The organism is Bradyrhizobium sp. (assembly GCF_036735945.1).
Classification (GTDB): Bacteria; Pseudomonadota; Alphaproteobacteria; order Rhizobiales; family Xanthobacteraceae; genus Bradyrhizobium.
The window spans coordinates 1-21,374 of the sequence record NZ_DAINNI010000022.1; the positions used below are offsets into that span (position 1 = coordinate 1).

The 21,374-nt window shown below is 62.6% G+C and carries 18 protein-coding genes and 1 pseudogene; 15 read left to right on the plus strand and 4 right to left on the minus strand.

Going from position 1 to position 21,374, the window contains the following annotated elements:
• The 10 genes and pseudogenes from V7E26_RS10505 to V7E26_RS10550 all read left to right on the plus strand — a co-directional run.
• Positions 1-359 (plus strand): CoA transferase (locus tag V7E26_RS10505; RefSeq protein WP_324415467.1); only part of this gene is annotated, 359 nt, incomplete at its 5' end.
• A 285-nt stretch (positions 360-644) separates the two neighbouring features.
• The gene (locus V7E26_RS10510) at positions 645-2,417 is read left to right on the plus strand and encodes an adenylate/guanylate cyclase domain-containing protein (protein WP_324415469.1); all 1,773 of its coding nucleotides are present in this window, start codon (positions 645-647) and stop codon (positions 2,415-2,417) included.
• Positions 2,418-2,439: 22 nt separating this feature from the next.
• Positions 2,440-2,609: pseudogene (locus V7E26_RS10515) on the plus strand (formyl-CoA transferase); the annotation flags it as partial.
• Positions 2,610-2,933: 324 nt separating this feature from the next.
• Positions 2,934-3,071 (plus strand): hypothetical protein, encoded by a 138-nt coding sequence (locus V7E26_RS10520; protein WP_324415470.1) that lies wholly within the window; start codon positions 2,934-2,936, stop codon positions 3,069-3,071.
• 526 nt (positions 3,072-3,597) lie between these two features.
• Positions 3,598-4,611 (plus strand): Bug family tripartite tricarboxylate transporter substrate binding protein, encoded by a 1,014-nt coding sequence (locus tag V7E26_RS10525; RefSeq protein WP_324415472.1) that lies wholly within the window; start codon positions 3,598-3,600, stop codon positions 4,609-4,611.
• Between the two features lie 79 nt (positions 4,612-4,690).
• A complete protein-coding gene (locus tag V7E26_RS10530; protein ID WP_324415474.1) occupies positions 4,691-5,188 on the plus strand; it encodes a tripartite tricarboxylate transporter TctB family protein in 498 nt (165 codons plus the stop codon).
• 36 nt (positions 5,189-5,224) lie between these two features.
• Positions 5,225-6,724 carry a tripartite tricarboxylate transporter permease gene (locus tag V7E26_RS10535; protein WP_324415476.1) on the plus strand — a complete coding sequence of 500 codons (1,500 nt, stop codon included), beginning with the start codon at positions 5,225-5,227 and terminating at the stop codon, positions 6,722-6,724.
• A gap of 214 nt (positions 6,725-6,938) precedes the next feature.
• Complete coding sequence (gene oxlT, locus V7E26_RS10540; protein WP_324415478.1) at positions 6,939-8,234, plus strand: oxalate/formate MFS antiporter; 1,296 nt, start codon at positions 6,939-6,941, stop codon at positions 8,232-8,234.
• Between the two features lie 261 nt (positions 8,235-8,495).
• Entirely contained in the window at positions 8,496-8,927 is a 432-nt protein-coding gene (locus V7E26_RS10545; protein WP_324415480.1) for a CBS domain-containing protein, read from the plus strand.
• A 153-nt stretch (positions 8,928-9,080) separates the two neighbouring features.
• Positions 9,081-10,136: a ketopantoate reductase family protein gene (locus V7E26_RS10550; protein WP_324415482.1), complete on the plus strand. Its 1,056-nt coding sequence runs from the start codon at positions 9,081-9,083 to the stop codon at positions 10,134-10,136.
• A gap of 77 nt (positions 10,137-10,213) precedes the next feature.
• Here V7E26_RS10550 and V7E26_RS10555 read toward each other — a convergent pair whose 3' ends face one another.
• Positions 10,214-11,779 (minus strand): winged helix-turn-helix domain-containing tetratricopeptide repeat protein, encoded by a 1,566-nt coding sequence (locus V7E26_RS10555; RefSeq protein ID WP_324415484.1) that lies wholly within the window; start codon positions 11,777-11,779, stop codon positions 10,214-10,216.
• A 148-nt stretch (positions 11,780-11,927) separates the two neighbouring features.
• Here V7E26_RS10555 and V7E26_RS10560 point away from each other — a divergent pair, with 148 nt between their 5' ends.
• Positions 11,928-12,167, plus strand: a complete 240-nt coding sequence (locus V7E26_RS10560) for a DUF1127 domain-containing protein (RefSeq protein WP_324415486.1) — start codon at positions 11,928-11,930, stop codon at positions 12,165-12,167.
• 99 nt (positions 12,168-12,266) lie between these two features.
• On the opposite strand, the gene V7E26_RS10565 is transcribed toward V7E26_RS10560, so the two are convergent.
• Positions 12,267-13,802: an SGNH/GDSL hydrolase family protein gene (locus V7E26_RS10565; RefSeq protein ID WP_324415488.1), complete on the minus strand. Its 1,536-nt coding sequence runs from the start codon at positions 13,800-13,802 to the stop codon at positions 12,267-12,269.
• Between the two features lie 361 nt (positions 13,803-14,163).
• Between V7E26_RS10565 and V7E26_RS10570 the strand changes: the two genes are divergently transcribed.
• Positions 14,164-15,159 carry an NAD(P)H-dependent flavin oxidoreductase gene (locus tag V7E26_RS10570; RefSeq protein WP_324415489.1) on the plus strand — a complete coding sequence of 332 codons (996 nt, stop codon included), beginning with the start codon at positions 14,164-14,166 and terminating at the stop codon, positions 15,157-15,159.
• Between the two features lie 64 nt (positions 15,160-15,223).
• Positions 15,224-16,192, plus strand: coding sequence for a quinone oxidoreductase family protein (locus V7E26_RS10575; protein WP_324415491.1), 969 nt, complete (start codon positions 15,224-15,226; stop codon positions 16,190-16,192).
• Between the two features lies 1 nt (position 16,193).
• Here the strand turns inward: V7E26_RS10575 and V7E26_RS10580 are convergent, their stop codons facing one another.
• On the minus strand, positions 16,194-17,192 hold the full coding sequence (locus tag V7E26_RS10580) for an aldo/keto reductase (protein ID WP_324415493.1): 999 nt from the start codon (positions 17,190-17,192) through the stop codon (positions 16,194-16,196).
• A gap of 28 nt (positions 17,193-17,220) precedes the next feature.
• Positions 17,221-18,480 carry an MFS transporter gene (locus V7E26_RS10585; protein ID WP_324415495.1) on the minus strand — a complete coding sequence of 420 codons (1,260 nt, stop codon included), beginning with the start codon at positions 18,478-18,480 and terminating at the stop codon, positions 17,221-17,223.
• 234 nt (positions 18,481-18,714) lie between these two features.
• On the opposite strand from V7E26_RS10585, the gene V7E26_RS10590 reads away from it, so the two are divergent.
• Positions 18,715-19,737 carry an MBL fold metallo-hydrolase gene (locus V7E26_RS10590; RefSeq protein WP_324415497.1) on the plus strand — a complete coding sequence of 341 codons (1,023 nt, stop codon included), beginning with the start codon at positions 18,715-18,717 and terminating at the stop codon, positions 19,735-19,737.
• Positions 19,709-21,133, plus strand: a complete 1,425-nt coding sequence (locus tag V7E26_RS10595) for an MFS transporter (protein ID WP_324415499.1) — start codon at positions 19,709-19,711, stop codon at positions 21,131-21,133. Before V7E26_RS10590 ends, V7E26_RS10595 begins: the two co-directional genes overlap by 29 nt.
• Positions 21,134-21,374 lie beyond the last annotated feature (241 nt).

Consider the following 21,374-nt stretch of genomic DNA (forward strand, 5'->3'; position numbering starts at 1 on the left):
TCTTCGCCCGCATCGAACAGTGGACGATGACCAAGACCAAGTTCGAGGCGATGGAGATCCTCAACAAGGACGACATCCCCTGCGGGCCGATCCTGTCGATGAAGGAAATCGCGGAAGACCAGTCGCTGCGCGCCACCGGCACCGTGGTCGAGGTCGATCACCCGACCCGCGGCAAATACGTCTCGGTCGGCAACCCGATCAAGCTGTCGGATAGCCCGAGCGATGTAACCCGCTCGCCCCTGCTCGGCGAGCACACCGACGAGATCCTGCGCCAGGTACTGGGCTTCACTGACCACCAGGTCGCCGACATCCACGATTCCGGCGCCCTCGATCCGCCGCGCAAGCAGGCGGCCGAATAAGCCCCGCTGTACCCAGAATGCAAAGGCCGCCGGGTTCCGGCGGCCTTTTTGTTAGGGCGAGAGGAAGTCAGGTTCAATCGGTTCGACGGCCGCCCCGCGGCACCTCTCCCGCTCGCGGTGAGGCTGCATCGAAGATGCGGCCCCCTGACTTTCCCCATTGATCATATCCCTTTGCAGGACTGGCGGCTTTACGTCGCAGAGGCGGACATGAGGCTTTGCTGCATTGGGCGCGCCTCTGGAACGGTCGTCTGATCCATCCTACACTGGTCGTCAGGTGGAGCGGCCATGGAGCAAGAGCGACCACGGCGAGGACGAAGACTGGCGGCCATAGTGGCCGCCGACGTAGCCGGCTATTCCCGGCTCATGCACGATGACGAAGAAGGCACGCATGCACGCCTTACCGCCCTGCTGGCGAATGTCGTTGAGCCAGCGATTGCCGAACATGGCGGCCGCGTCGTCAAGTATACCGGCGACGGCTTTTTGGCCGAGTTTCCCAGCGCGGTCGAAGCGGTTCGCGCAGCCCGGCATTTTCAGGAGAATATTCGGGAGCGCACGTCCGGAGAGACGGAAGACCAACGCCTCGTCTTCCGTGTCGGCATTAACATTGGCGATGTGATCGTCGAGGCGCACGATATCTTCGGCGATGGCGTCAACATCGCCGCTCGGCTCGAGGGCATCGCGGAGCCGGGTGGCATCTGCATCTCGTCCTCGGCGTACGATCAGGTCCGGGGCAAGGTTGCGGCTGATTTCATCGATATGGGCGACCAAAACCTCAAGAACATCAGCTGTCCTATCCGGACCTACGCGATTGGCCCGAAAGCAAATGTTCGCCGAGTTGCCCCGGCGCCTTCTCTTCCCCGACTGTCGATCGTCGTTTTACCGTTCGCAAACATCGGCGGCGATCCCGAGCAAGAGTACTTCGTGGACGGCATGGCCGAAAGCCTGACCACGGACCTTTCGCGGATCAATGGCGCGTTCGTGATTGCGCGCAACACCGCATTTACGTTCAAAGGCAAAGTCGTGGACGTAAAGAGACTGGGACGCGAACTGAATGTCCGCTATGTGCTGGAGGGCTCGTTGCAACGGGGCAGCCAGCGGTTGCGCGTTAACGTGCAGTTGATCGACGCCGAAACCGGCAAGCACCTGTGGGCCGAGCGCTTTGATAAGCCTCTTGCCGACCTCTTTGACATGCAGGACGAAATCGTATCGAGGCTCGCCAACGCCTTAGATGCCGAACTCGTCGCGGCCGAAGCTCGGCGAGCCGAGCATTCAGCAAACCCGGACGTGATGGATCTGGTTTTCCAAGGCAGAGCATTGTGGAACCGCGGGTGGACACCCGAATACACGGCACGAGCGCGCGGCTTTTTCGAGCGAGCCTTGGTACTCGATCCCGAAAACATCGAAGCAATGGTCGGATTGGCATCGGTCGATGTTACGGAGGGAGCCGCCCTTTTGACCGACGACCCGTCAGAGCGCTTAGCGGCAGCCGAAGCAATCTCCACCAAGGCCCTGTCCCTTGCGCCGAACCACGCTGTAGCGCACATCACTCTGGGCACCGCCCTGATATGTACGAAACGCGTGGCCCAGGGCATCGCAGAGTTCGAACATGCGTTGGCGCTGGACCGCAATTCAGCCCTCGCTCATGGCCTTATCGGGTGGGCAAAAAATCTTCTTGGTCGCAGTGCGGAGACCGAAACTCACATTATTGAGGCGCTTCGCCTTTCTCCTCGTGACACTCATGCCCACCAGTGGCTCGTATGGGTCGGCTTCGCCAAGGTGGTGCTCAACGCCGACACAGAAGCAGTAGCGTGGATGCGCCGGGGTCTTGAGGCAAACCGGAATTACCCCACCGCGCATTTCCATCTCGCGGCTGTTCTCGCGCGGCGCGGGGAGATAGATGAGGCGCGAGCGGCCGTGATAGCCGGACTTGGGCTCGATCCAAATTTTACAATGCGTCGCTGGCGCGCGGGCAACATGTGGAGCGACAATCCGGCTTACCTTGCCGGGCGCGAACGTCAGTGCGAGGGCATGCGGTTGGCGGGGGTGCCGGAGGGCTGATGCCCGCTGCCGGTCCAATCGCGGCAACCCGATCAAATCGTCGGACAGTGTGAGCGAGGTGACCCGCTCGCCTTGCTCGGCGAGCACAGCAACGAGATCCTGCGCCAGATGCTCGGCTTCTCGGACCATCAAGTCGCCGACATCCACGATTCCGGCGCCCTCGATCCGCCGCGCAAGCGGGCGGCGGAATAAGCGACACCGCCTTGAGTGAGACGAAAGGGCCGCCCGACGAGGCGGCCCTTTTTGCATGGCAATGCCGCGCGGTCGCGGCTCTCACCAAAAAATTGAAAAACAACCCCATGCAAAGTAGCAAGCCCGCCTTGTCGTCTGACATACCAAGGCCGCTGGGTTCCGGCTGCCTTTTCGGTCTGGAATGCCAAATCCGTTAATTTTGCTGCAATGCAACCAGCCAATTGCTGCCATGCAAACAAGAGCGTTGTACGTGGCATCTGGTATACATATTTTCTCCCCAGACACGAAGCGGAGCCGCTCCGCTGCTTCAGAAAGGGGACACACATGTCCAAGACTGCCGCCATCGGCCTCCGGCCCTCCAGTTCCCTGCTCGGCCGCCTGATGGCTTTGATCGACCGCCTGCTGACCCAGAGTGCCCGCATCGCCGTGCGCAATGGCGATCTCCCCTATTTCGGTCTCTGAGCCTGAAAACACAGGACTTGCGCGCGCCAGACGCGATCGGTTGAACGACGAGCCTTCGACGGCTTGAACAAATGGCCCCGGCTTCCGGGGCCATTTTTCGTTTTGCAACCCAAGTTCGGCTCCAACTGCCATCTGCGACAAATTGGCCGGGCCGACGATCCCCAGCATTATACAGTTGCTTCCTGGCATATCGCATACAAAGATGCCTTCCATAGCGTTCGGCTGAACAAGAGCGCTTTCGGGAGGGGTGGCCGTGCAGTCCAGAAGGACAGTCAGGTCGATGGGGCGAATGCCGCGAACGGATTTCGCGCGCCGCTTCCTGCTTTCCACAACTCTTCCCACGATTGGCCGAAAGGAGCGGATGCCGCTCCGAAAGGCCACGCCTACAATCCGACAATTCGAATTTTCAATCCTTGCATCGATGGAACCGTTGCGGTGTAGCGGTCTTGAGTGCGAGAACCCGCATGGGTGAATGACCAAGCCGGCAGCAGACCGGCGTAACGACAATTGGATGGGAGTGAAACAAATGAAGCATGCTGCACATACTGCGTTGGGGGTGCTCGCTGCGTTTTGCGCGTTCGGGATCCCGGCTCCTGCACTCGCCGCATGGGAGCCCGTGAGGCCCGTCGAATTCATCGTTCCCGCCGGCACCGGCGGCGGCGCCGACCAGATGGCGCGGACCATCCAGGGCATCGTCACCAAGCACAATCTGATGAAGCAGCCGCTGGTCGTCATCAACAAGTCGGGCGGCGCCGGCGGCGAAGGCTTCCTCGACGTCAAGACGTCGGCCGGCAATCCGCACAAGATCATCATCACGCTGTCCAACCTCTTCACCACCCCGCTCGCGACAGGCATTCCGTTCAACTGGAAGGATCTCACGCCGGTGGCCATGCTGGCGCTCGACGAGTTCGTGCTGTGGGTGAATGCGGAGAAGCCGTACAAGACCGCGAAGGACTACATCGACGCGGTGAAGGCCGCGCCGTCCGGCTCCATCAAGATGGGCGGCACCGGCTCGAAGCAGGAAGACCAGATCATCACCGTCGCGGTCGAGAAGACCACCGGCAGCAAGTTCACCTATATCCCCTACAAGGGCGGCGGTGAAGTGGCCGTTCAGTTGGTCGGCAACCACATCGATTCGTCCGTCAACAATCCGATCGAGGCGGTCGCGCAGTGGCGCGGCGGCAAGCTGCGTCCGCTCTGCGTGTTCGACGGACATGCGATGAACTATGACGAGCAGATCGCGGACGGCAAGAGCTGGAAGGACATCCCGACCTGCAAGTCGCAGGGCCTCGACATGGAATATCTGATGCTGCGCGGCATCTTCATGTCGCCGAAAGCGACCAAGGACCAGGTCGAATATTATGTCGAGCTGTTCAAGAAGGTCCGCGCCACGCCGGAGTGGCAGGACTTCATGAAGAGCGGTGCGTTCAACACGACTTTCCTGACCGGGGCCGATTACGCCAAGTGGGTCGAAGCCGAGGAGAAGCGTCACGAGACGTTGATGAAGGACGCGGGCTTCCTCGCTGGCGCAGGAAACTGACTGAACGATCGGCTCACGACGACCGCAGCACCGACGCCGGGCCTATCAGGCCCCAGGCCCGGCTTCGCATGGAGTTTTGATGACAACAGGCAGTTCCAGCAACGCCGGCCCCACCCACAAACTGGTGGAGGCAGGGGTCACGCTTCTGATCGCGCTCTTCGGCGTGATCGTCATCGCCGGCAGCCTGAAGGCAGGCATCAACTGGGGCGCAGAAGGCCCGCGCGCCGGCTTCTTTCCATTCTACATCGGAATCATCATCGTCGTATCCAGCGCGATCAATCTGTGGAACGGGCTTCACGAAGGCGATGACGGGCTGTTCGCGGAATGGGGACAGCTTCGCCAGGTCATGAGCGTCGTCGTTCCGACCGCGGTCTACGTCGGCGCCATGCCGTTCACCGGGCTGTATGTCGCCTCGATGGTCTTCATCGCATGGTTCATGCGGCGGCTGGGCAAATACCCCTGGCTGACCGTGCTGGCGGTCGCGATCGGCATGCCGGTCATCACCTATTTCATTTTCGAGCGCTGGTTCCTGGTCCCGCTTCCGAAGGGGCCGGTCGAAGAATGGCTCGGTCTGTAACTACTGGCAGCGGCAGGGATCGCGGGGATCACGGCGATGGAAGAACTCGTCAATCTTTTTCACGGCTTTGCGGTAGCGCTGCAGCCCTTCAACATCATGGTGATGCTCGTCGGCATTGTGCTCGGCGTCCTGATCGGCGTGCTGCCTGGACTGGGCGGCGCCAATGGCGTGGCGATCCTGTTGCCGCTGACCTTCAGCATGCCGCCGACGTCGGCCATCATCATGCTCTCCTGCATCTATTGGGGCGCGTTGTTCGGCGGCGCCATCACCTCGATTCTTTTCAACATACCGGGCGAGCCATGGTCGGTCGCGACGACGTTCGACGGCTATCCGATGGCGCAGAAGGGCAAGGCCGGCGAAGCCTTGACCGCGGCCTTCACCTCGTCCTTCGTGGGCGCCCTCTTCGCGGTGATCATGATCACGCTGGTCGCGCCGCTGGTCGCGAGCTTTGCGCTGCAATTCGGACCTGCGGAAAAATTCGCCGTCTATTTTCTGGCGTTCTGCAGTTTCGTCGGCCTCAGCAAGGAACCGCCGTTCAAGACCATCGCGGCGATGATGATGGGTTTTGCGCTGGCCGCGGTCGGTCTCGATTCCATCACCGGACAGTTGCGGCTGACCTTCGGCATTACCGAGCTGCTCAACGGCTTCGACTTCCTGATCGCCGTCATCGGGCTGTTCGGCATCGGCGAAATCCTGCTGACGATGGAGGAAGGGCTCGCCTTCCGCGGCGGCAGCGCAAAGATCAATCTTCGCGTGGTGCTGCAGACCTGGAAGGAGCTGCCGTCCTACTGGATCACCTCGCTGCGTTCCTGCGTGATCGGCTGCTGGATGGGCATCACGCCGGCGGGTGCGACGCCGGCATCCTTCATGAGCTACGGCATCGCCAAGCGCGTGGCCAGGAACGGCAACAATTTCGGCAAGGGCGAGATCGAGGGCGTGGTCGCGCCGGAAACCGCGGCGCATGCCGCCGGCACCGCGGCGCTGCTGCCGATGCTTTCGCTCGGCGTGCCGGGTTCACCGACCGCCGCCGTGCTGCTCGGCGGCCTCCTGATCTGGGGCCTGCAGCCCGGCCCGATGCTGTTCGTCGAACAGAAGGAATTCGTCTGGGGCCTGATCGCCTCGATGTATCTCGGCAATCTCGTCGGCCTGCTCGTCGTGCTGACCTGCGTGCCGATCTTCGCGGCGATCCTGCGCGTGCCCTTCAGCATCATCGCGCCGCTGATTCTCGTGCTGTGCGCGATCGGCGCCTATTCGGTGCACAGTTCGACATTCGACGTGGTGCTGATGCTGGTGTTCGGCGTGATCGGCTACCTGCTCAAGAAGTGCAACTACCCGCTCGCCCCGCTGGTGCTCGCCATCGTGCTCGGCGACAAGGCGGAAGAGGCCTTCAGGCAGTCGCTGCTGGGATCCCAGGGATCGCTCGGCATCTTCTTCTCCAACACGCTGGTCAGCACGATCATGATCCTGGGATTGATTGCGCTGTTCTGGTCGGTGATCCAGCAGGGTTATTCGCGTCTGCGAGGCGCCCACGCCTGAGGCGGTCCGTTAATGATGTAAAATCAAACACTTTCCCGCTTCGAAGAAGGGCCGCGCAACGTTTGCGCGGCCCTTTTCCTTCGCGCCTGCAGATCTCGCGGACGCAGACGATTTGTGATAACTCGGCAAGATTCCGCTTGTCTACTGGCATTACATATACCAAACTCCACGCTTGAGCTGTCGGCAAACAGATAGAACAGCCTTTGGAGGGAAGATGACTGACACTGTGCACGGAGCGGCAGCCCCAGTGGCGGCCCGCGTCAGCGATACCTATCGCTGGACGCAACTGGCCATCGGCGTGCTCGCGATGGTGATGATCGCCAATTACCAATACGGCTGGACTTTCTTCGTCCCCGACATCCAGAAAAAATTCGGATGGGATCGCGCCTCGATCCAGTGGGCCTTCACGTTGTTCGTGCTGTTCGAGACCTGGCTGGTGCCGGTCGAAGGATGGTTCGTCGATAAATACGGCCCGCGCGTCGTCGTCCTGGTCGGCGGCATCCTCTGCGCCGTCGGATGGGCCATCAATGCCCAGGCGACATCGCTCAACGGCTTCTATCTCGGCATGATCATCGCAGGAATCGGCGCCGGTGGCGTCTACGGCACCTGCGTCGGCAATGCGCTGAAATGGTTTCCCGACAAGCGCGGCCTCGCCGCCGGCATCACCGCCGCCGGTTTCGGCGCCGGCTCCGCGCTCACGGTCGCGCCGATCCAGGCGATGATCAAGGATTCCGGCTTCCAGACCACCTTCCTCTATTTCGGTCTCGGGCAAGGCATCGTCATCGTGCTGCTGTCGTTCTTCCTGTTCGCGCCGAAATCGGGCCAGGTGCCCGCTGTGACCCAGAACGCCAACATCATCCAGAGCCGGCGCAATTTTCAGCCGACCGAGGTGATCCGTCAGCCGATCTTCTGGCTGATGTATTTCATGTTCGTGATCGTCGGCGCCGGCGGATTGATGGTCACCGCCAACCTCAAGCCGATCGCCGTCGACTGGAAGGTCGATGCCGTCCCGGTCACGCTGATCGGGATGACAATGACCGCGGTGACGTTCGCAGCCACCATCGATCGCGTCCTCAACGGCCTGACCCGCCCGTTCTTCGGCTGGATCTCGGACATGATCGGCCGCGAGAACACCATGTTCATCGCGTTCGGCATGGAAGGCGTCGGCATCTGGGGCCTTTACATGCTGGGCCACGATCCCGTGTGGTTCGTGTTGCTGTCGGGCTTCGTGTTCTTCGCCTGGGGCGAGATCTACTCGCTCTTCCCCTCGACCTGCACCGATACCTTCGGCGCGAAGTTCGCGACCACCAATGCCGGCCTGCTCTACACGGCAAAGGGCACCGCGGCGCTGCTGGTGCCGGTTGCCAACTACATGCAGCAGTCTTCGGGAACGTGGGACAGCGTGTTCATCGTCGCGGCCGGCGCGAATATCCTGGCCTCGCTGCTGGCGATCGCGGTGCTCAAGCCCTGGCGCAAGGTGGTGGTCGGGAAGTCACAATTGGCGGCCTGACCCACAAATCACGCATCGAAAGACACGCGCTCATCCCTCGGGGTGGGCGCGTTTTCTTTTACGCAACTGGTATACCTGATCGGATTTATGATCGTTGGATTCCGCATCCCTACTCCCGACATGTCCCGGGCGCGAGGTCAGAAACGTCAGTAATACTGCCGGTTTATCTCCATTTTTTCCGACAGATTTGATCTGACGTGTTGACATATGGCATTATGTATACCAGACTTGCGCTTAATAATTCACCCCAAGGAGGTTGCCATGCAAGTCGGAGATATCCTGCGCAAGAAAGCCGCCCGTGTCGCAACGGTTCGCATGAACGAGACCGTCGCCATTGCCGCGCAACTGATGCGCTCCGGCAATATCAGCGCGCTGGTCGTCAAGGACGTTGTCCGCACCGAGGGCAACACGCCGGTGGGCATGTTCACCGAGCGCGACGTGGTGCGCGCGATTGCGCAATATGGCGCGGCCGGCGCCAACCTGAAGGTCTCGCAGTTCGTCTCCGTGCAGCAGCTCATCTCCTGCAAGCCATCAGATACGCTCGAGCAGGTTCGTCGCGTGATGAACCGCGAGCACATCCGCCACCTCCCCGTCATCGACAATTACAGCCTGATCGGCGTCGTCAGCATGCGCGATATTTCCACCGCATTCGATGAAGAGGCCACCGCGAAAGAGACCGTGTACGCCGCCTGAGCGGTCGCCTCGAACGCCGCCGGCTCCGGGGAGCGCGCCCGGGCCGGACGGCATCGCTCCGCATATTCAATTTAATTCCTGTCGCAAAGCAGGCGCTCGCAACTGCGCCGGCGCGATGACGCGCGCCGGACAACATCATCTGTGGGAGGGCGCATGGCGCGTAACATTCTGATCCTTGGAGCCTCGTATGGCTCACTGCTGGCGACAAAGCTCCTGATGGCGGGTCACAACGTGACCCTGGTTTGCCGCAGGCAGACGGCAGAGCTCATCAATCGCGACGGCACCGAGGTTCGCATCAAGCTGCGCGACGAGGCGACCCACCGGCCGATCTTCTCGCGCGGCCTGCCCGGAATCCTCGACGCGGTCGAGCCCGCCGACGTCGATCCTTTCCGCTACGATCTGGTTGGTCTCGCGATGCAGGAACCGCAATACGCCGCCCCCACGATGCGGCTTCTGCTGATCAAGATCGCCGAGGCGAAGCTGCCGTGCCTTTCGATCATGAACATGCCGCCTTTGCCCTATCTCAAGCGGATTCCGGCGCTGGCGGAAATGGATCTGGAGAAGGCCTACACCAACGCCGCGGTATGGGATCGCTTCGAGCCGGGCCTGGTGTCGCTCTGCTCGCCTGATCCGCAGGCCTTCCGTCCGCCGGAGGAAGCGGCGAATGTTCTTCACGTCGGCCTGCCGACAAACTTCAAGGCCGCGTCGTTTGCCGACGGGAAGCACAATCTGCTGCTTCGGGAACTGGAAGCCGACATCGATGCGGTGAAGCTGGATGGACAGGACGTTCCGGTAAAGCTCAAGGTGTTCGATTCGATGTTCGTCCCGCTGGCGAAATGGTCGATGCTGCTGACGGGCAATTACCGCTGCATCACCCCGCACGAGCCGCGCTCGATCCGCGACGCCGTGCATGGCGACATCCATCTCTCGCAGTCGATCTATGACCATGTCGATGCCCTCGCCCAGCGACTCGGCGCCGATCCCGGGGACCAGGTGCCTTTCGAGAAATACGCCAAGGCGGCCGAAAGCCTGCTCAGGCCCTCCTCGGCAGCCCGGGCGGTCGCCGGCGGCGCGACGTTCATCGAGCGCGTCGACCTGCTGGTGAAGCTGATCTCGCATCAGCTCGGCGTACCCAATGCCGAGATCGACCGCACGGTCCGGATCGTCAATCAGAGGCTGAACGAGAGCGTCGAGGCTATATCGGCCTAAAGCCACCACCGGCATCACCGCGCCCGGCGCGGTGATCGAGCGCCCCTCTCCTGTGACGGCAAGTCAACGGGCCACTATCATTCCAACATTCCGGCGAGGCGATAGGCTTCTTCTAACCTCGCAACGTCCTGATCTTTCCACCGAGATCGCTTCCGTGTCGCGGACACGCGATCACATGGAGAGAGCACAGCAACTTGCTGCCACAGCTTTTGTGCAGCTTCTGTGTCGCCCAACATTGCATGACAAGCCATCGTTATGCGCAGGCCCTGCACATAAGTTGGGTGATGACACAACACATCGGCAGCGCACCTAAGCGCCTCCTCATAGTTCCCAAGAAAGAAGTGAGCGAAAGCCAGCCCTTCGTGTGCGAAAATGATGCGGACATCCAGCGGGCTTAGTCTCAATGCGCGCTGATGGTAGTCAATTGCTGTTCTGTGGTCGCCCAAAATCGATTTGGTCCATCCACCCCACATCCATCCCGACATCCCGTTAGGATCGAGGCGAATTGCTTCATCCAAAAGACTGTCGGCCAGTTCGACTTCATCGCTGTTAAACGTCAGAACAAGTGCTGATCGCGCCAATACCAACGCGTCTTGCCTCCCCAGACGTAAAGCGGTTTTGGCGTACGTGATGGCTAGAGATTTGTCGGCTTCTGGATCGGCACTCCACCCCCAGGCTTTGCGAGTGCTCATCGTCACCGCCAGTGCTGCGTTAGCAAGCGCAAACTGCGGGTCCAACACAATAGCCAGCTCGTAGAGATCAACTGCTCGATCCGTGGCGTCCTTTGTATATTCGAAATGCGCGGCCTCCGCGCGCAGATAGTAGTCGTACGCATCGAGATTGTCGGTGGGCTTTCGTTTGGCACGTTCCATTTCAGCTTGGCTCACGCTAGGGGCGATTGCGCCAACCACGCTGGAAGCTACTTGATCCTGCAGCTCAAAGACGTCCTCCAGTGCTCCGTCATACCTGTCAGCCCAGAGATGCATGCCGGAAGCCGCATCTATCAACTGACCCGTTATTCTGACGCGACTCCCGGATTTCCGGACGCTCCCCTCGAGAATGTATCGAACACCTAAATCCCGAGCCACTTGCTTGATCTCGACAGACCTGCCCCTGAACGCGAAACTGGAGTTCCGGGCAATGACAAAAAGCTGCTTGTTTCGAGAAAGCGCCGTAACGATTTCCTCCACCATCCCGTCCGCAAAATACTCCTGCTCGGGATCGCCGCTCATGTTCTCGAACGGCAGTACGGCGATAGAGGGCTTATCGGGAAGCGCGAGCGTCAGTTTTTCCGATTCTACCCTGTGGCCAGGGACTGCCGGGCTTTTTCTCCCCTCTTCCCGTACCGGCCCAATGAAACGGAACCCCTTCCGCGGCAATGTCTTGATGAGGCGCTGCTCCTCGCCAGAATCGCCGAGCGTGCTCCGGACAACATTGAGGCGGGTCGTCAGCGCAGCATCCGAGACGAAGCGCCCATTCCAGATGGCGTCGATGAGATTATCTTTGCTGACGACACGTTCTCGATTGCTGATCAGGTAGTCCAGCAAGTCGAATACCTGCGGCGCGACGGCAACGATGTCCGCCCCGCGATGCAGTTCACGCGTTTCGGTATCAAGCGTGTAATCCTCGAAGAGATAGCGCAAATTGCCATTCCTTCTCGGGGTCACCTCTTAAACCCGCTGGAAGCGAAAGAATAAGCTGCCGGTAAGGGAAATGTAAGCCTCCGGTTAAGCGCGCCGACGCATCTTGCGGCAACCTTGCCTGGTGAAACAGTCCTGACAGGACACCGCCATGAGCACGATCCACGCGACCACCGAGCTGGGACCGGCAACCGCAAAGCGGCAGGTTTACAGTCCTTTCGAAACATATTGGAATGCACTTCTGGAGTGGCGCAGCCGTGATAAGGTGCGTACCCGATTGTGCCACCTGACCGACAGCGAGCTTGCGGACATCGGTATCTCGCGCGGCGACATCGACTACGTTGCATCGCACCGAGATACAGACCCGCGAAGCATCCTATCCGGCAGGTGAACGTCTGTTGCCTCCCCGGGGCGGCGTATCCCGCGACAGCAATCAGTTGGAACGGACGTGCGGGGTTGAGCTTCACACCTCGCGCAAGGCCGCTGCGGGTCAATAACTGTAGCGGCGATGCTTTTTTGGCTTTGGCGAAGCCGCCGGCGCCCGAGCGTTGGCATCGAGCGATGTCGACGCCACCGGCGTCGCACCCTTGATTCCTTCGCGTCCTATTTCGCGTCGCGGCCAGGCAAAATCGTCGGCGCGACCGGCGGGTGCCGACAAAGGCTCCCCTTTGATCAAGAACCGCGCTGCCTGCGCGTCGATCGTCACCGACCGCGACCCGGGACCACCGAGCAATTGATCCGTACCGACAGAAGAGGCCACCAGGGGAAGGATCGGCCCGGCGAGCGGACGCGGCTCCGGCTGATCCGGCCGCGCGCTCGCGTCGGGGGTTGCCGGTTCGGTGGGCAGCACGATCGGCGCGGAACGCGCGGCCAACAGCCGGTTGAGTTCGCGCTCGACATAATGCGCCAGCTTGAGCGCGCCGGCCTTGGTGAAGTACACGCCATCGGAGGAGCGCAGCCGGCGGATCTGGCCTTCGAAATCGGGACCTTGCTGCAAGAACTGCCCGGCTTCATCGACAAATCCGTCCCAGACATCGACATAGGCGATGCCCGCCTTGCCGGCCGAATCGCGATAGAGCGTATCCAGAAACGCCGTGTCGGCGGTCGCCTTGGCACCACGTACCGCCGGCAGACCCACCCACAGCACCGGCACCCCCTTGGCCTTGAGTATGCCGATCATCTCGTCGATCTTTTCTCTGTAGAGTTCGACCCAGCGTTTGTCACGAAACTCATGGAGCCCCCTCGGCGAGCCCGCGCTCTTTTCCGATTCCATGACCCGCCGCACATCATTGTCGTCGGCTGAATCTTCCGGCGGCAATTCGGGATCCGCCGCCTTGGATGCGCCATCCAGCTTCGCCGCAGGTTTTTCGCCCGAAGGCTTGCCGTCGGGCTTGGCCTTGGCGTCCTTCTTGTCCCCCGATCTTTTGTCGGATTTATCGGCTGCCAGCTCGCGGATTGCGACGCGGTCGTCAAGCCCAAGCATGACGACAATGGCGTCCGCTTTTTCGGTGGCGAGAATGCCTTTGGCAGCGGCGGCCCAATCGGCCGGATTGCCCTTCGGCTGATACTGGATCAGGCCGGAGGCCGTCTTGTGCTTGCGGATCACACCTATCTCAGGCTGATCGGCATAGACGTCCTCAAGCCCGTAGGCGAGCCAGTCCGCCATGGAGTCGCCGAGCACAACAATTTGGCGCTCGGCTACGGCGTTCCGCTTCTCGGGCGGCGGTGCCCTGGAAAAATCCTCGCGCGCCGCCTGGGTCGCTTGCCGCCTGTGCGAACGGGGCGGCGGCGCGTATTGCTGCTGGTACGGCGCAAACATGTCGTTGCCAAACCAGCCGCCCCCCCGTTGTTGGTTGCCAAACCAGCCGCCGCGTTGCGGTTGCGGTCGCTGCTGAAATCCACCGTAATTGAAAAACTGTGCAGAGGTAGGTCCCGCCATGCCCAGCACCAACCCCACCGCAACGGCCAACGCCGTCAGCCGACCACGCTCGGTAAAGATGCTTTTCTTTTTTGATTCCTTTGGCATGCGTCTGGACCACACACATGCAGAGCTTGGTTCCCTTAGACTAGCACAATCGCGCTATGGTAGGTCTCAGTTTACCGTGAAGCCTCCACTACGAATCAACAAGCAACAGCCCATATTCGCTTCGTGGCCGAAAGCGTCGCTTTGGCATGTCCGCAGCACGCCGGCAGCTTCGCAATGCCGGACGCCATTCGGAATTGTTCGCACTGCGGAACAAGTCCCCGCTTTTGCATGATGGCGTTGCCCTGACGCCCGTCTGCCCCCGTGGACTTTTGCGGGGGGTGACGGCATCCTGCCTCTCGAAATCTCACAACATGGCGTGCGCGGGTGCTTGCGGCCGTGCCGGGGGAAACAGAGGGCAGACATGATCAAGACGCGATTCACCGAGCTCGTCGGCGTCGAGCACCCGATCGTCCAGGGCGGCATGCAATGGGTCGGCCGCGCCGAGCTGGTGGCAGCGGTCGCCAATGCCGGCGCGCTCGGGCTGATCACCGCGCTGACGCAGCCGACGCCGGAAGATCTGACCAGGGAAATCGCGCGCTGCCGCGACCAGACCGACAAGCCGTTCGGCGTCAACCTGACCATCCTTCCCGCGATCAAGCCGCCGCCCTACGCCGAATACCGCCAGGCCATCATCGAGGCCGGCATCAAGATCGTCGAGACCGCCGGCAACAAGCCGCAGGAACACGTCACCGAATTCAAGAAGCACGGCATCAAGGTCATCCACAAATGCACCAGCGTCCGCCACGCGCTGTCGGCGGAACGAATGGGCGTCGACGCCATCTCGATCGACGGATTCGAGTGCGCCGGCCATCCCGGCGAGGATGACACCCCTGGCCTGATCCTGATCCCCGCCGCCGCCGACAAGGTCAAGATACCGATGATCGCCTCGGGCGGTTTCGGCGACGGCCGCGGCCTGGTTGCCGCGCTTGCGCTCGGCGCCGAGGGCATCAACATGGGCACGCGCTTCATGTGCACCAGGGAAAGCCCGATCCATCAGCTCGTGAAGGAGCGCATCGTCGCCAATGACGAGCGCGAGACCGAGCTGATCTTCCGCACCATGCGCAACACCTCCCGCGTCGCCAGGAACACGATCTCGACCAAGGTGGTGGCGATGGAGAAGGAAGGCGCAAAATTCGAGGACGTGCGCGAGCTCGTTGCCGGCGCCCGCGGCAAGATGGTCTATGCAACCGGCGATGCCGACGAGGGCATCTGGTCCGCCGGCCAGGTCCAGGGCCTGATCCACGACATCCCGACCTGCGCCGAACTGGTGTCGCGCATCGTGCGCGATGCCGAAGCGATCATCGCCGAACGGCTCGGAGGCATGACCTCGGGCGCGCAGCGCCAGGCCGCCGAGTAACCAGCTTTCGCAAGCCGAGAGGCCGCCCCCGTGGCGGCCTTTCGGCGAAAAACGAGAAGAGCCCATGAAAGCCTATGTCTACGGCGCCAGCGGCGCTGCAATCACCGATGTCGCCAAGCCAACCCCGAAGGGCACGCAGGTGCTGGTCAAGGTCCAGGCTTGCGGCCTCAACCGCGCCGACCTCGGCATGACCAAGGGCCACGCGCATGGCTCGGCCGGCGGCGTCGGCACCGTACTCGGCATGGAATGGGCCGGCGAAGTCGCCGAGCTCGGGCCCGACGCGAGGGGCGTCAGGGTCGGCGACAAGATCATGGGCTCGGGCGGCGCGGCGTTTGCCGAGTACACCCTGGCCGACGATCGCAGGCTGTTCCGGGCTCCCTCGAACATGAATTTCGAGGAGGCCTGCACCCTGCCCGTCGCCATCACGACCATGCACAACGCGGTCGTGACCAACGGCGCGCTGCAGCCGGGCCAGACCGTGCTGATCCAGGGCGCCAGTTCCGGCGTCGGGCTGATGGCGATGCAGATCGCGAAGTTCAAGGGCGCCAGGCTCGTGATCGGCTCCTCGACGGACGCGATGCGCCGCGGCCGCCTGAAGGAATTCGGCGCCGATCTCGCGGTCGATTCCAGCGATCCCGGCTGGGTCGATCAGGTGCTGAAGGCGACGGGCGGCGAAGGCGTCGACCTGATCGTCGACCAGGTCTCGGGCCCGGTCGCCAACCAGAATCTGAAGGCCACCAAGGTCAAGGGCCGCATCGTCAATGTCGGCCGGCTCGGCGGCACCCATGGCGATTTCAATTTCGACCTGCACGCCGCCCGCCGCATCAATTATATCGGCGTCACCTTCCGTACCCGCACCATCGAGGAAGTCCGCGAGATCTTCGACGAAGTCCGGAAGGACATCTGGGGCGCGGTGGAATCGCGCAAGCTGCAATTGCCGATCGACAAGGTCTATCCGTTCGCCGAGATCGGCAAGGCGTTCGAGCACATGGAAGCCAACAAGCACCTCGGCAAGATCGTGGTGACGATGTAGCTCACCGCGCCTCTCCCACAAACGCCTGCCGCAACGCCGACAGCCGGTCGAGCGCGGCTTGCGGCAGCGGGCCGTTCTGAACCGCGGCGAGTGCGTCCTCGAACTGCTGCGGGGTTGCCATGCCGACGAGGATCGTGCCCATCGCCGGATGCGAGATCGCGAACCGCGTCGCGGCTTCGGTCAGGCTCGCGGCAAAGCCCCCCTCGATCAGCGGCGTCAGGCGGCGTGCGCGATCGACATCTCCCGCGTAGCTCATCGCCGATCCAATCGGCTCCGGCGCCGGTCCCGCGATCGGGTGGCGTTCGGCCGAGCCCGACAGCGCACCGCCGGCCAGCACGCGGATGCCGACGACGCCGACACCTTCCGCCTTCGTTGCATCGAACAGCCGCCCATAATCCTGCGCCGGATAGCTTTGCGGCAATGCATCGGCGGCGGACGGATTGAGCATGTTGTAGACCACCTGCGCGCTGTCGAAGGCGCCGGCGCTGATCACCTCGTGCAGCGCCGCGGTATCGCCGAGCGCGGTCAGGCCAAGAAAGCGGATCTTTCCCTGATCACGCAGGCGCTGGAACGCCGGCACCACCTGCTCGAGCACCTGCCGCACGCTCAGCGCCGGTCCGCCGCCTTCCCTCGTGACTGAATTGTGCAGATGAAGGATGTCGACCCGGTCGAGCCGGAGCCGCGAAAGGCTGCCTTCGAGCGATGCCGTTACCGCGCCCTCGATGCGACCGAGATCGCCGGGCTGCAGGCGGACCTTGGTGCCGACGACCGCGTCCGCCGGCTTCAGCTTCTGCAGGATGCGGCCGAGGTTCTTTTCCGATTCCCCATCGCCGTATAGCACCGCCGTATCGAAGTAGTTGACGCCGACGGCGAGCGCCCGCGCGACGGCGCGTTCCTGGTCGGCCGCCTCGCCGCGTACCATCAAGCCGCCAACGGCGCCGCAGCCGAAGCCCAGCACCGAGAGCCGCATTCCGGTGCGGCCAAAGGTCCGAAATTCCATCACATCACCTCCCGAACACGCGGAATTCTCAGCGAACCGGGCTCGGCATCGGGCGCTGCTGGTAGCGAAGCCAGATGACGGCAACGGTGGCAGCCAGCATCAGCAGCACGGAGAACCAGTTGAGCGGTTGCCAGCCCCAGCGCTCCTGCAGAAAGCCCGCCATGAAGCTCGACGTCGCGGTCGTGCTGAAAACCAAGAGGTCGTTGAGCGCCTGGGCCTTGCCGCGTTCGTTCGGACGATAGCAGGTGGTCACCAGCGTGGTCGCGCCGACGAACAGGAAATTCCAGCCGACGCCGTTGACGGTGAGCGCGATCCGGAAATTCCATTCCGCCGTGCCGCTGAGTGCGGCCACGACGCCGGCCAGCATCAGCGCAATGCCGGCGAACATCACCGTCGTGGCGCCATAGCGATTGATCAGGTTGCCGGTGAAGAACGACGGCACGAACATGCCGAGCACATGCATGAAGATGACCCAGTGGGCTTCCGCATGCGGGTATCCGCAGCCGACGATCGCAAGCGGCGAAGCGCTCATGATGAAGGACATCGTGCCGAACGCCAGCATGCCGGCCATGGCCGATGCGATGAACCGCGGCTGGCTGGCAATCACCGATAGCGGACGCGGGGGTGCGGCGGCCTCGGCCGGGCTCAGTGTCGAACTCGCCGCCGCGACCGAAGGGAACGAGATGAAGGACATTACGGTGAAGACGATCAGGTGCAAAGCGAGAATGGCCGCGTAGGTCGCGAGATAGAGCGGCATCGTCAAATCGTGCGTCAGGCGCACGAGGCTCGGGCCGATCACGGCCGCCGCGACGCCGCCGGCCGTCACCCACGAGATCGCCTTGGCACGGTAATGGATCGGCACCAGTTCCGCGGCGGCGAAACGGTACATCTGCAAGCAGGCCACCGCGTAGCCGAGAATGAGGCCGCCGGCGCACATGATCAGGAAGTTGGCGGTGTACAATCCGAGGCACATCACGATGGCGCCCGCCATGCCGAACAGCGAGCCGACGCGAAAGCCGATGCTGCGGCCGACCCGCTGCATCAGCAGCGCCGCCGGGAACACCCAGATCATCACGCCGATGTGCTGCATCGTCACAGGCAGATTTGCGAACTCGGGATGACGATAGAAGGTGATGACGGACAGGCCGGTGGCCGCGAACATCATCGTGTTGCAGGATTGGCCGACCGCCTGGCAGCACGCCAGCAGCAGCAGATTGCGGCGGGCGCGTCGGTTCAGCCCCTGCTCGACTTCCGGCCTGAGATCGGACTCTGGATTTAATGCATCCATTGTTGTTCTTGCCCAACTGGCCGCGGGAGCGCGCACGGACGAAGCGTCTGTGGCCACGCTGACGTTCTGTAGGAAAAACAGCTCCAACTCAAGGCTTTGGCGGAAGATTCCTGCTGCCCTAACCGCATGGGAGCCATAAAAATTCCGCGGACGTTGACCTCTTCAAATCGCGTAAGCTTGCAACAAAGCGCCGGCCTGAAATCTGGCGGTATTGCAAGGGGGGCACCGGGGCACATGTCCGATGATCTGACCTTCACGGTCCAGCGCCCGCCGGCCTATGGCGAGCTGACCGACGTGCTCTCGGGCCTGTTCTGGGTGCGGCTGCCGATGCCGACGCTGCCCAACCACGTCAATTGCTGGCTGCTCGACAACGGCCCGGGATGGACGCTGGTCGATTGCGGCCTGAACACCGATGACACCTTCGAGATCTGGGACAGACTGTGGCGCGGCCTGCTGCGCAGCCGCCCCTTGCAAAGCCTGGTGCTGACGCACGCGCATCTCGATCATGCCGGGCTCGCCGCATTCCTGGTGAAGGAAATGAAGTGCACGGTGCGCCTGCCGCTGGCCGAATGGCTCAATGGCTGGAAGATGTGGCATGAGCGCGAGGAGCAGCCGGACGAGCAGTTGGCCGTCTTCATGAAACGAAACGGCGCCTCCGCCGACGACGTCGCGCAGATTATCGGAGGGTTGCGCCGCCCGACCTATCTCGGCCTGCGGCCGGTGCGCGAATTCATCCGCATCCGCGACGGCGACACCGTCGCGATGGGGCAACGCGAATGGCGGGTGATCACCGCGGGCGGGCATTCGCCCGAACATGCACTGTTTTACTGCGAGAGCGACAAGCTCCTGATCGCGGGCGACCAGATCCTGTCGCACATGACGCCATCGGTCATCGTGCCCTCCGCGCAGCCGGAGGCCAACCCGATGAAGGAGCACCTGGATTCTCTGACGCGGCTCGAAGCGCTGCCGCCGGATACGCTGGTGCTGCCGTCGCACGGCCTGCCGTTTCGCGGGCTTCATCCGCGGCTTGCGCGGATGCGCGAGCACCATATGGCGCGGCTCGACGACGTCGCATCCGTCGTCACGGGCAAGACATCCGCGTTTGCGGTCGCGCAGGAAGCATTCCCGCGCGTGCTCTACGCCAATCCGCGGCAGGCCTTCGGCGAATCGCTGGCGCACCTCAACATGCTGGCCTCGATCGGTCGGTTGACGCGCGATGTCGACGCCGATGGCGCGATCACCTTCGAACCGGCGTGACATCAGCGTGCCGTCGACGACCGAACCCGATCCTCCCAACGCATCGTCCGGCCTGCTCCGCTCCAGGGGATGGCAGGTCGCCATGATCGGGCTGGGCACGGCGACGGCGCAGCTCGACACGTCGGTCAACATCGCCTTCCCCGCCATCACCCGGGGCTTCGACCTCACGATCGGCGATATCCAGTGGGTCGTGATCTCCTATGTACTGACCTACGCAAGCCTGCTGCTGTCGCTCGGGCGCATCGGCGACACCATCGGTCACGCCGTCGTCTACCGGACCGGCCTGATCTGGAGCGCCGTGGCGTTGCTTCTTGTCGGCTACGCGCCGAGCTACGGCGCGATGCTGCTGTTTCGCTGCCTGCAAGGAATGGGCGCGGCGCTGGTGCTGAGCTGCGGCGTCGCGCTGGTGACATCCCTTTACGGCGAAGAAAGGCGCGGCCGTTCGCTCGGCATCTATACGATGATGATGGCGCTCGGCCTGATGGTCGGCCCCCTGCTCGGCGGCGTCCTGACCGCGATCTGGGATTGGCCTGCGGTGTTCTGGTTCCGCGTGCCCATCGCGATCGCGGCGTTGCTGCTGTTGCGCGGCCTGCCGGTATCGCCACCCCGCCTGACGAACGGTGGCTATGATGTCCTGAGCAGCATCGCGCTGATACTGGGACTCGTGACCATGCTGATGGCGCTCAACCGCCTGCGTGAATTCTCCGCCGTCTGGCTCGGCCTGCTGTCGGCGCTCGCCCTTGCGGGCTTCATCTTCCGTCAGTCGCGCTCGGCGCACCCGATCATCCCGATCGAGATCCTCCGCCTGCCCGGCTTCGCACTGCTGAACCTCGTCAGCGTGCTGGCCAATCTCGCGGCGTTTTCGGTGTGGCTGCTGGTGCCGTATCATCTTGCGCGCATACAAGGCTATTCGCTTGTCGAGAGCGGCGCCATCCTGGCCGCGGGTGCAGCCGGCGCGGTGCTGGCTTCCCCGATCGGCGGCCGCCTGATCGAGCGGCAAATCACTGCCGAGCGGCTGGCAATCGCAGGCGCCGCCGCCATCGGCGCCGGACTTCTGATGCTGAGTGGATGGACCGAGCAGACCCCGACAATCCTGCGGGTCGCCGGGCTGGTCGTGCAGGGCATCGGCCTCGGCCTGTTCCAGCTCGCCTATTCCGACATCGTGACCGCAACACTCCCGCTCAGGGATCGCGGGGTGGCCGGCAGCCTCGTCCTGCTGACCCGAACGCTGGGCACAGTGACCGCAGCCTCTGTGATCCTGATGCTGTTTGAAGTTCTGCAAGTCGGGAACGGATTCTTTGCAGCGTTTCATCAAACATTTCTTACTGCCGCCCTGCTGGCGTTCGTCTCTGCTGGGCTTCTGGCACTGTCTCCGCGCAAGGCCGCCAAGCCGTAGGTCCTGGCCCGCCGGGACGTACGGCCATGCGGCCGTCAAGGGTTAAGGCCCTGACGGCCAATGGATTCGAAATCGTTGGGGGAAAGCCCGAAATATTTTCGAACGCCGATGAACGCCTATATCGGCAATGTCAGAGAGATCGGCCGCAACAACAATCTCGAAATCGACCAGCGCGGGCCCATGCCCACTCTTCCCTGCAAGGCGGACATTCGACAGCACGATGGGCACCGTGCGTCGCGTG

What these genes read in the sequence shown, in the direction of transcription:
- V7E26_RS10510 (WP_324415469.1), top strand. Translation starts at nt 645, where the DNA reads ATGGAGCAAGAGCGACCACGGCGAGGACGAAGACTGGCGGCCATAGTG.
- V7E26_RS10520 (WP_324415470.1), top strand. Translation starts at nt 2,934, where the DNA reads ATGTCCAAGACTGCCGCCATCGGCCTCCGGCCCTCCAGTTCCCTGCTC.
- V7E26_RS10525 (WP_324415472.1), top strand. Translation starts at nt 3,598, where the DNA reads ATGAAGCATGCTGCACATACTGCGTTGGGGGTGCTCGCTGCGTTTTGC.
- V7E26_RS10530 (WP_324415474.1), top strand. Translation starts at nt 4,691, where the DNA reads ATGACAACAGGCAGTTCCAGCAACGCCGGCCCCACCCACAAACTGGTG.
- V7E26_RS10535 (WP_324415476.1), top strand. Translation starts at nt 5,225, where the DNA reads ATGGAAGAACTCGTCAATCTTTTTCACGGCTTTGCGGTAGCGCTGCAG.
- oxlT (WP_324415478.1), top strand. Translation starts at nt 6,939, where the DNA reads ATGACTGACACTGTGCACGGAGCGGCAGCCCCAGTGGCGGCCCGCGTC.
- V7E26_RS10545 (WP_324415480.1), top strand. Translation starts at nt 8,496, where the DNA reads ATGCAAGTCGGAGATATCCTGCGCAAGAAAGCCGCCCGTGTCGCAACG.
- V7E26_RS10550 (WP_324415482.1), top strand. Translation starts at nt 9,081, where the DNA reads ATGGCGCGTAACATTCTGATCCTTGGAGCCTCGTATGGCTCACTGCTG.
- V7E26_RS10560 (WP_324415486.1), top strand. Translation starts at nt 11,928, where the DNA reads ATGAGCACGATCCACGCGACCACCGAGCTGGGACCGGCAACCGCAAAG.
- V7E26_RS10565 (WP_324415488.1), bottom strand. Translation starts at nt 13,802, where the DNA reads ATGCCAAAGGAATCAAAAAAGAAAAGCATCTTTACCGAGCGTGGTCGG.
- V7E26_RS10570 (WP_324415489.1), top strand. Translation starts at nt 14,164, where the DNA reads ATGATCAAGACGCGATTCACCGAGCTCGTCGGCGTCGAGCACCCGATC.
- V7E26_RS10575 (WP_324415491.1), top strand. Translation starts at nt 15,224, where the DNA reads ATGAAAGCCTATGTCTACGGCGCCAGCGGCGCTGCAATCACCGATGTC.
- V7E26_RS10580 (WP_324415493.1), bottom strand. Translation starts at nt 17,192, where the DNA reads ATGGAATTTCGGACCTTTGGCCGCACCGGAATGCGGCTCTCGGTGCTG.
- V7E26_RS10585 (WP_324415495.1), bottom strand. Translation starts at nt 18,480, where the DNA reads ATGGATGCATTAAATCCAGAGTCCGATCTCAGGCCGGAAGTCGAGCAG.
- V7E26_RS10590 (WP_324415497.1), top strand. Translation starts at nt 18,715, where the DNA reads ATGTCCGATGATCTGACCTTCACGGTCCAGCGCCCGCCGGCCTATGGC.
- V7E26_RS10595 (WP_324415499.1), top strand. Translation starts at nt 19,709, where the DNA reads ATGGCGCGATCACCTTCGAACCGGCGTGACATCAGCGTGCCGTCGACG.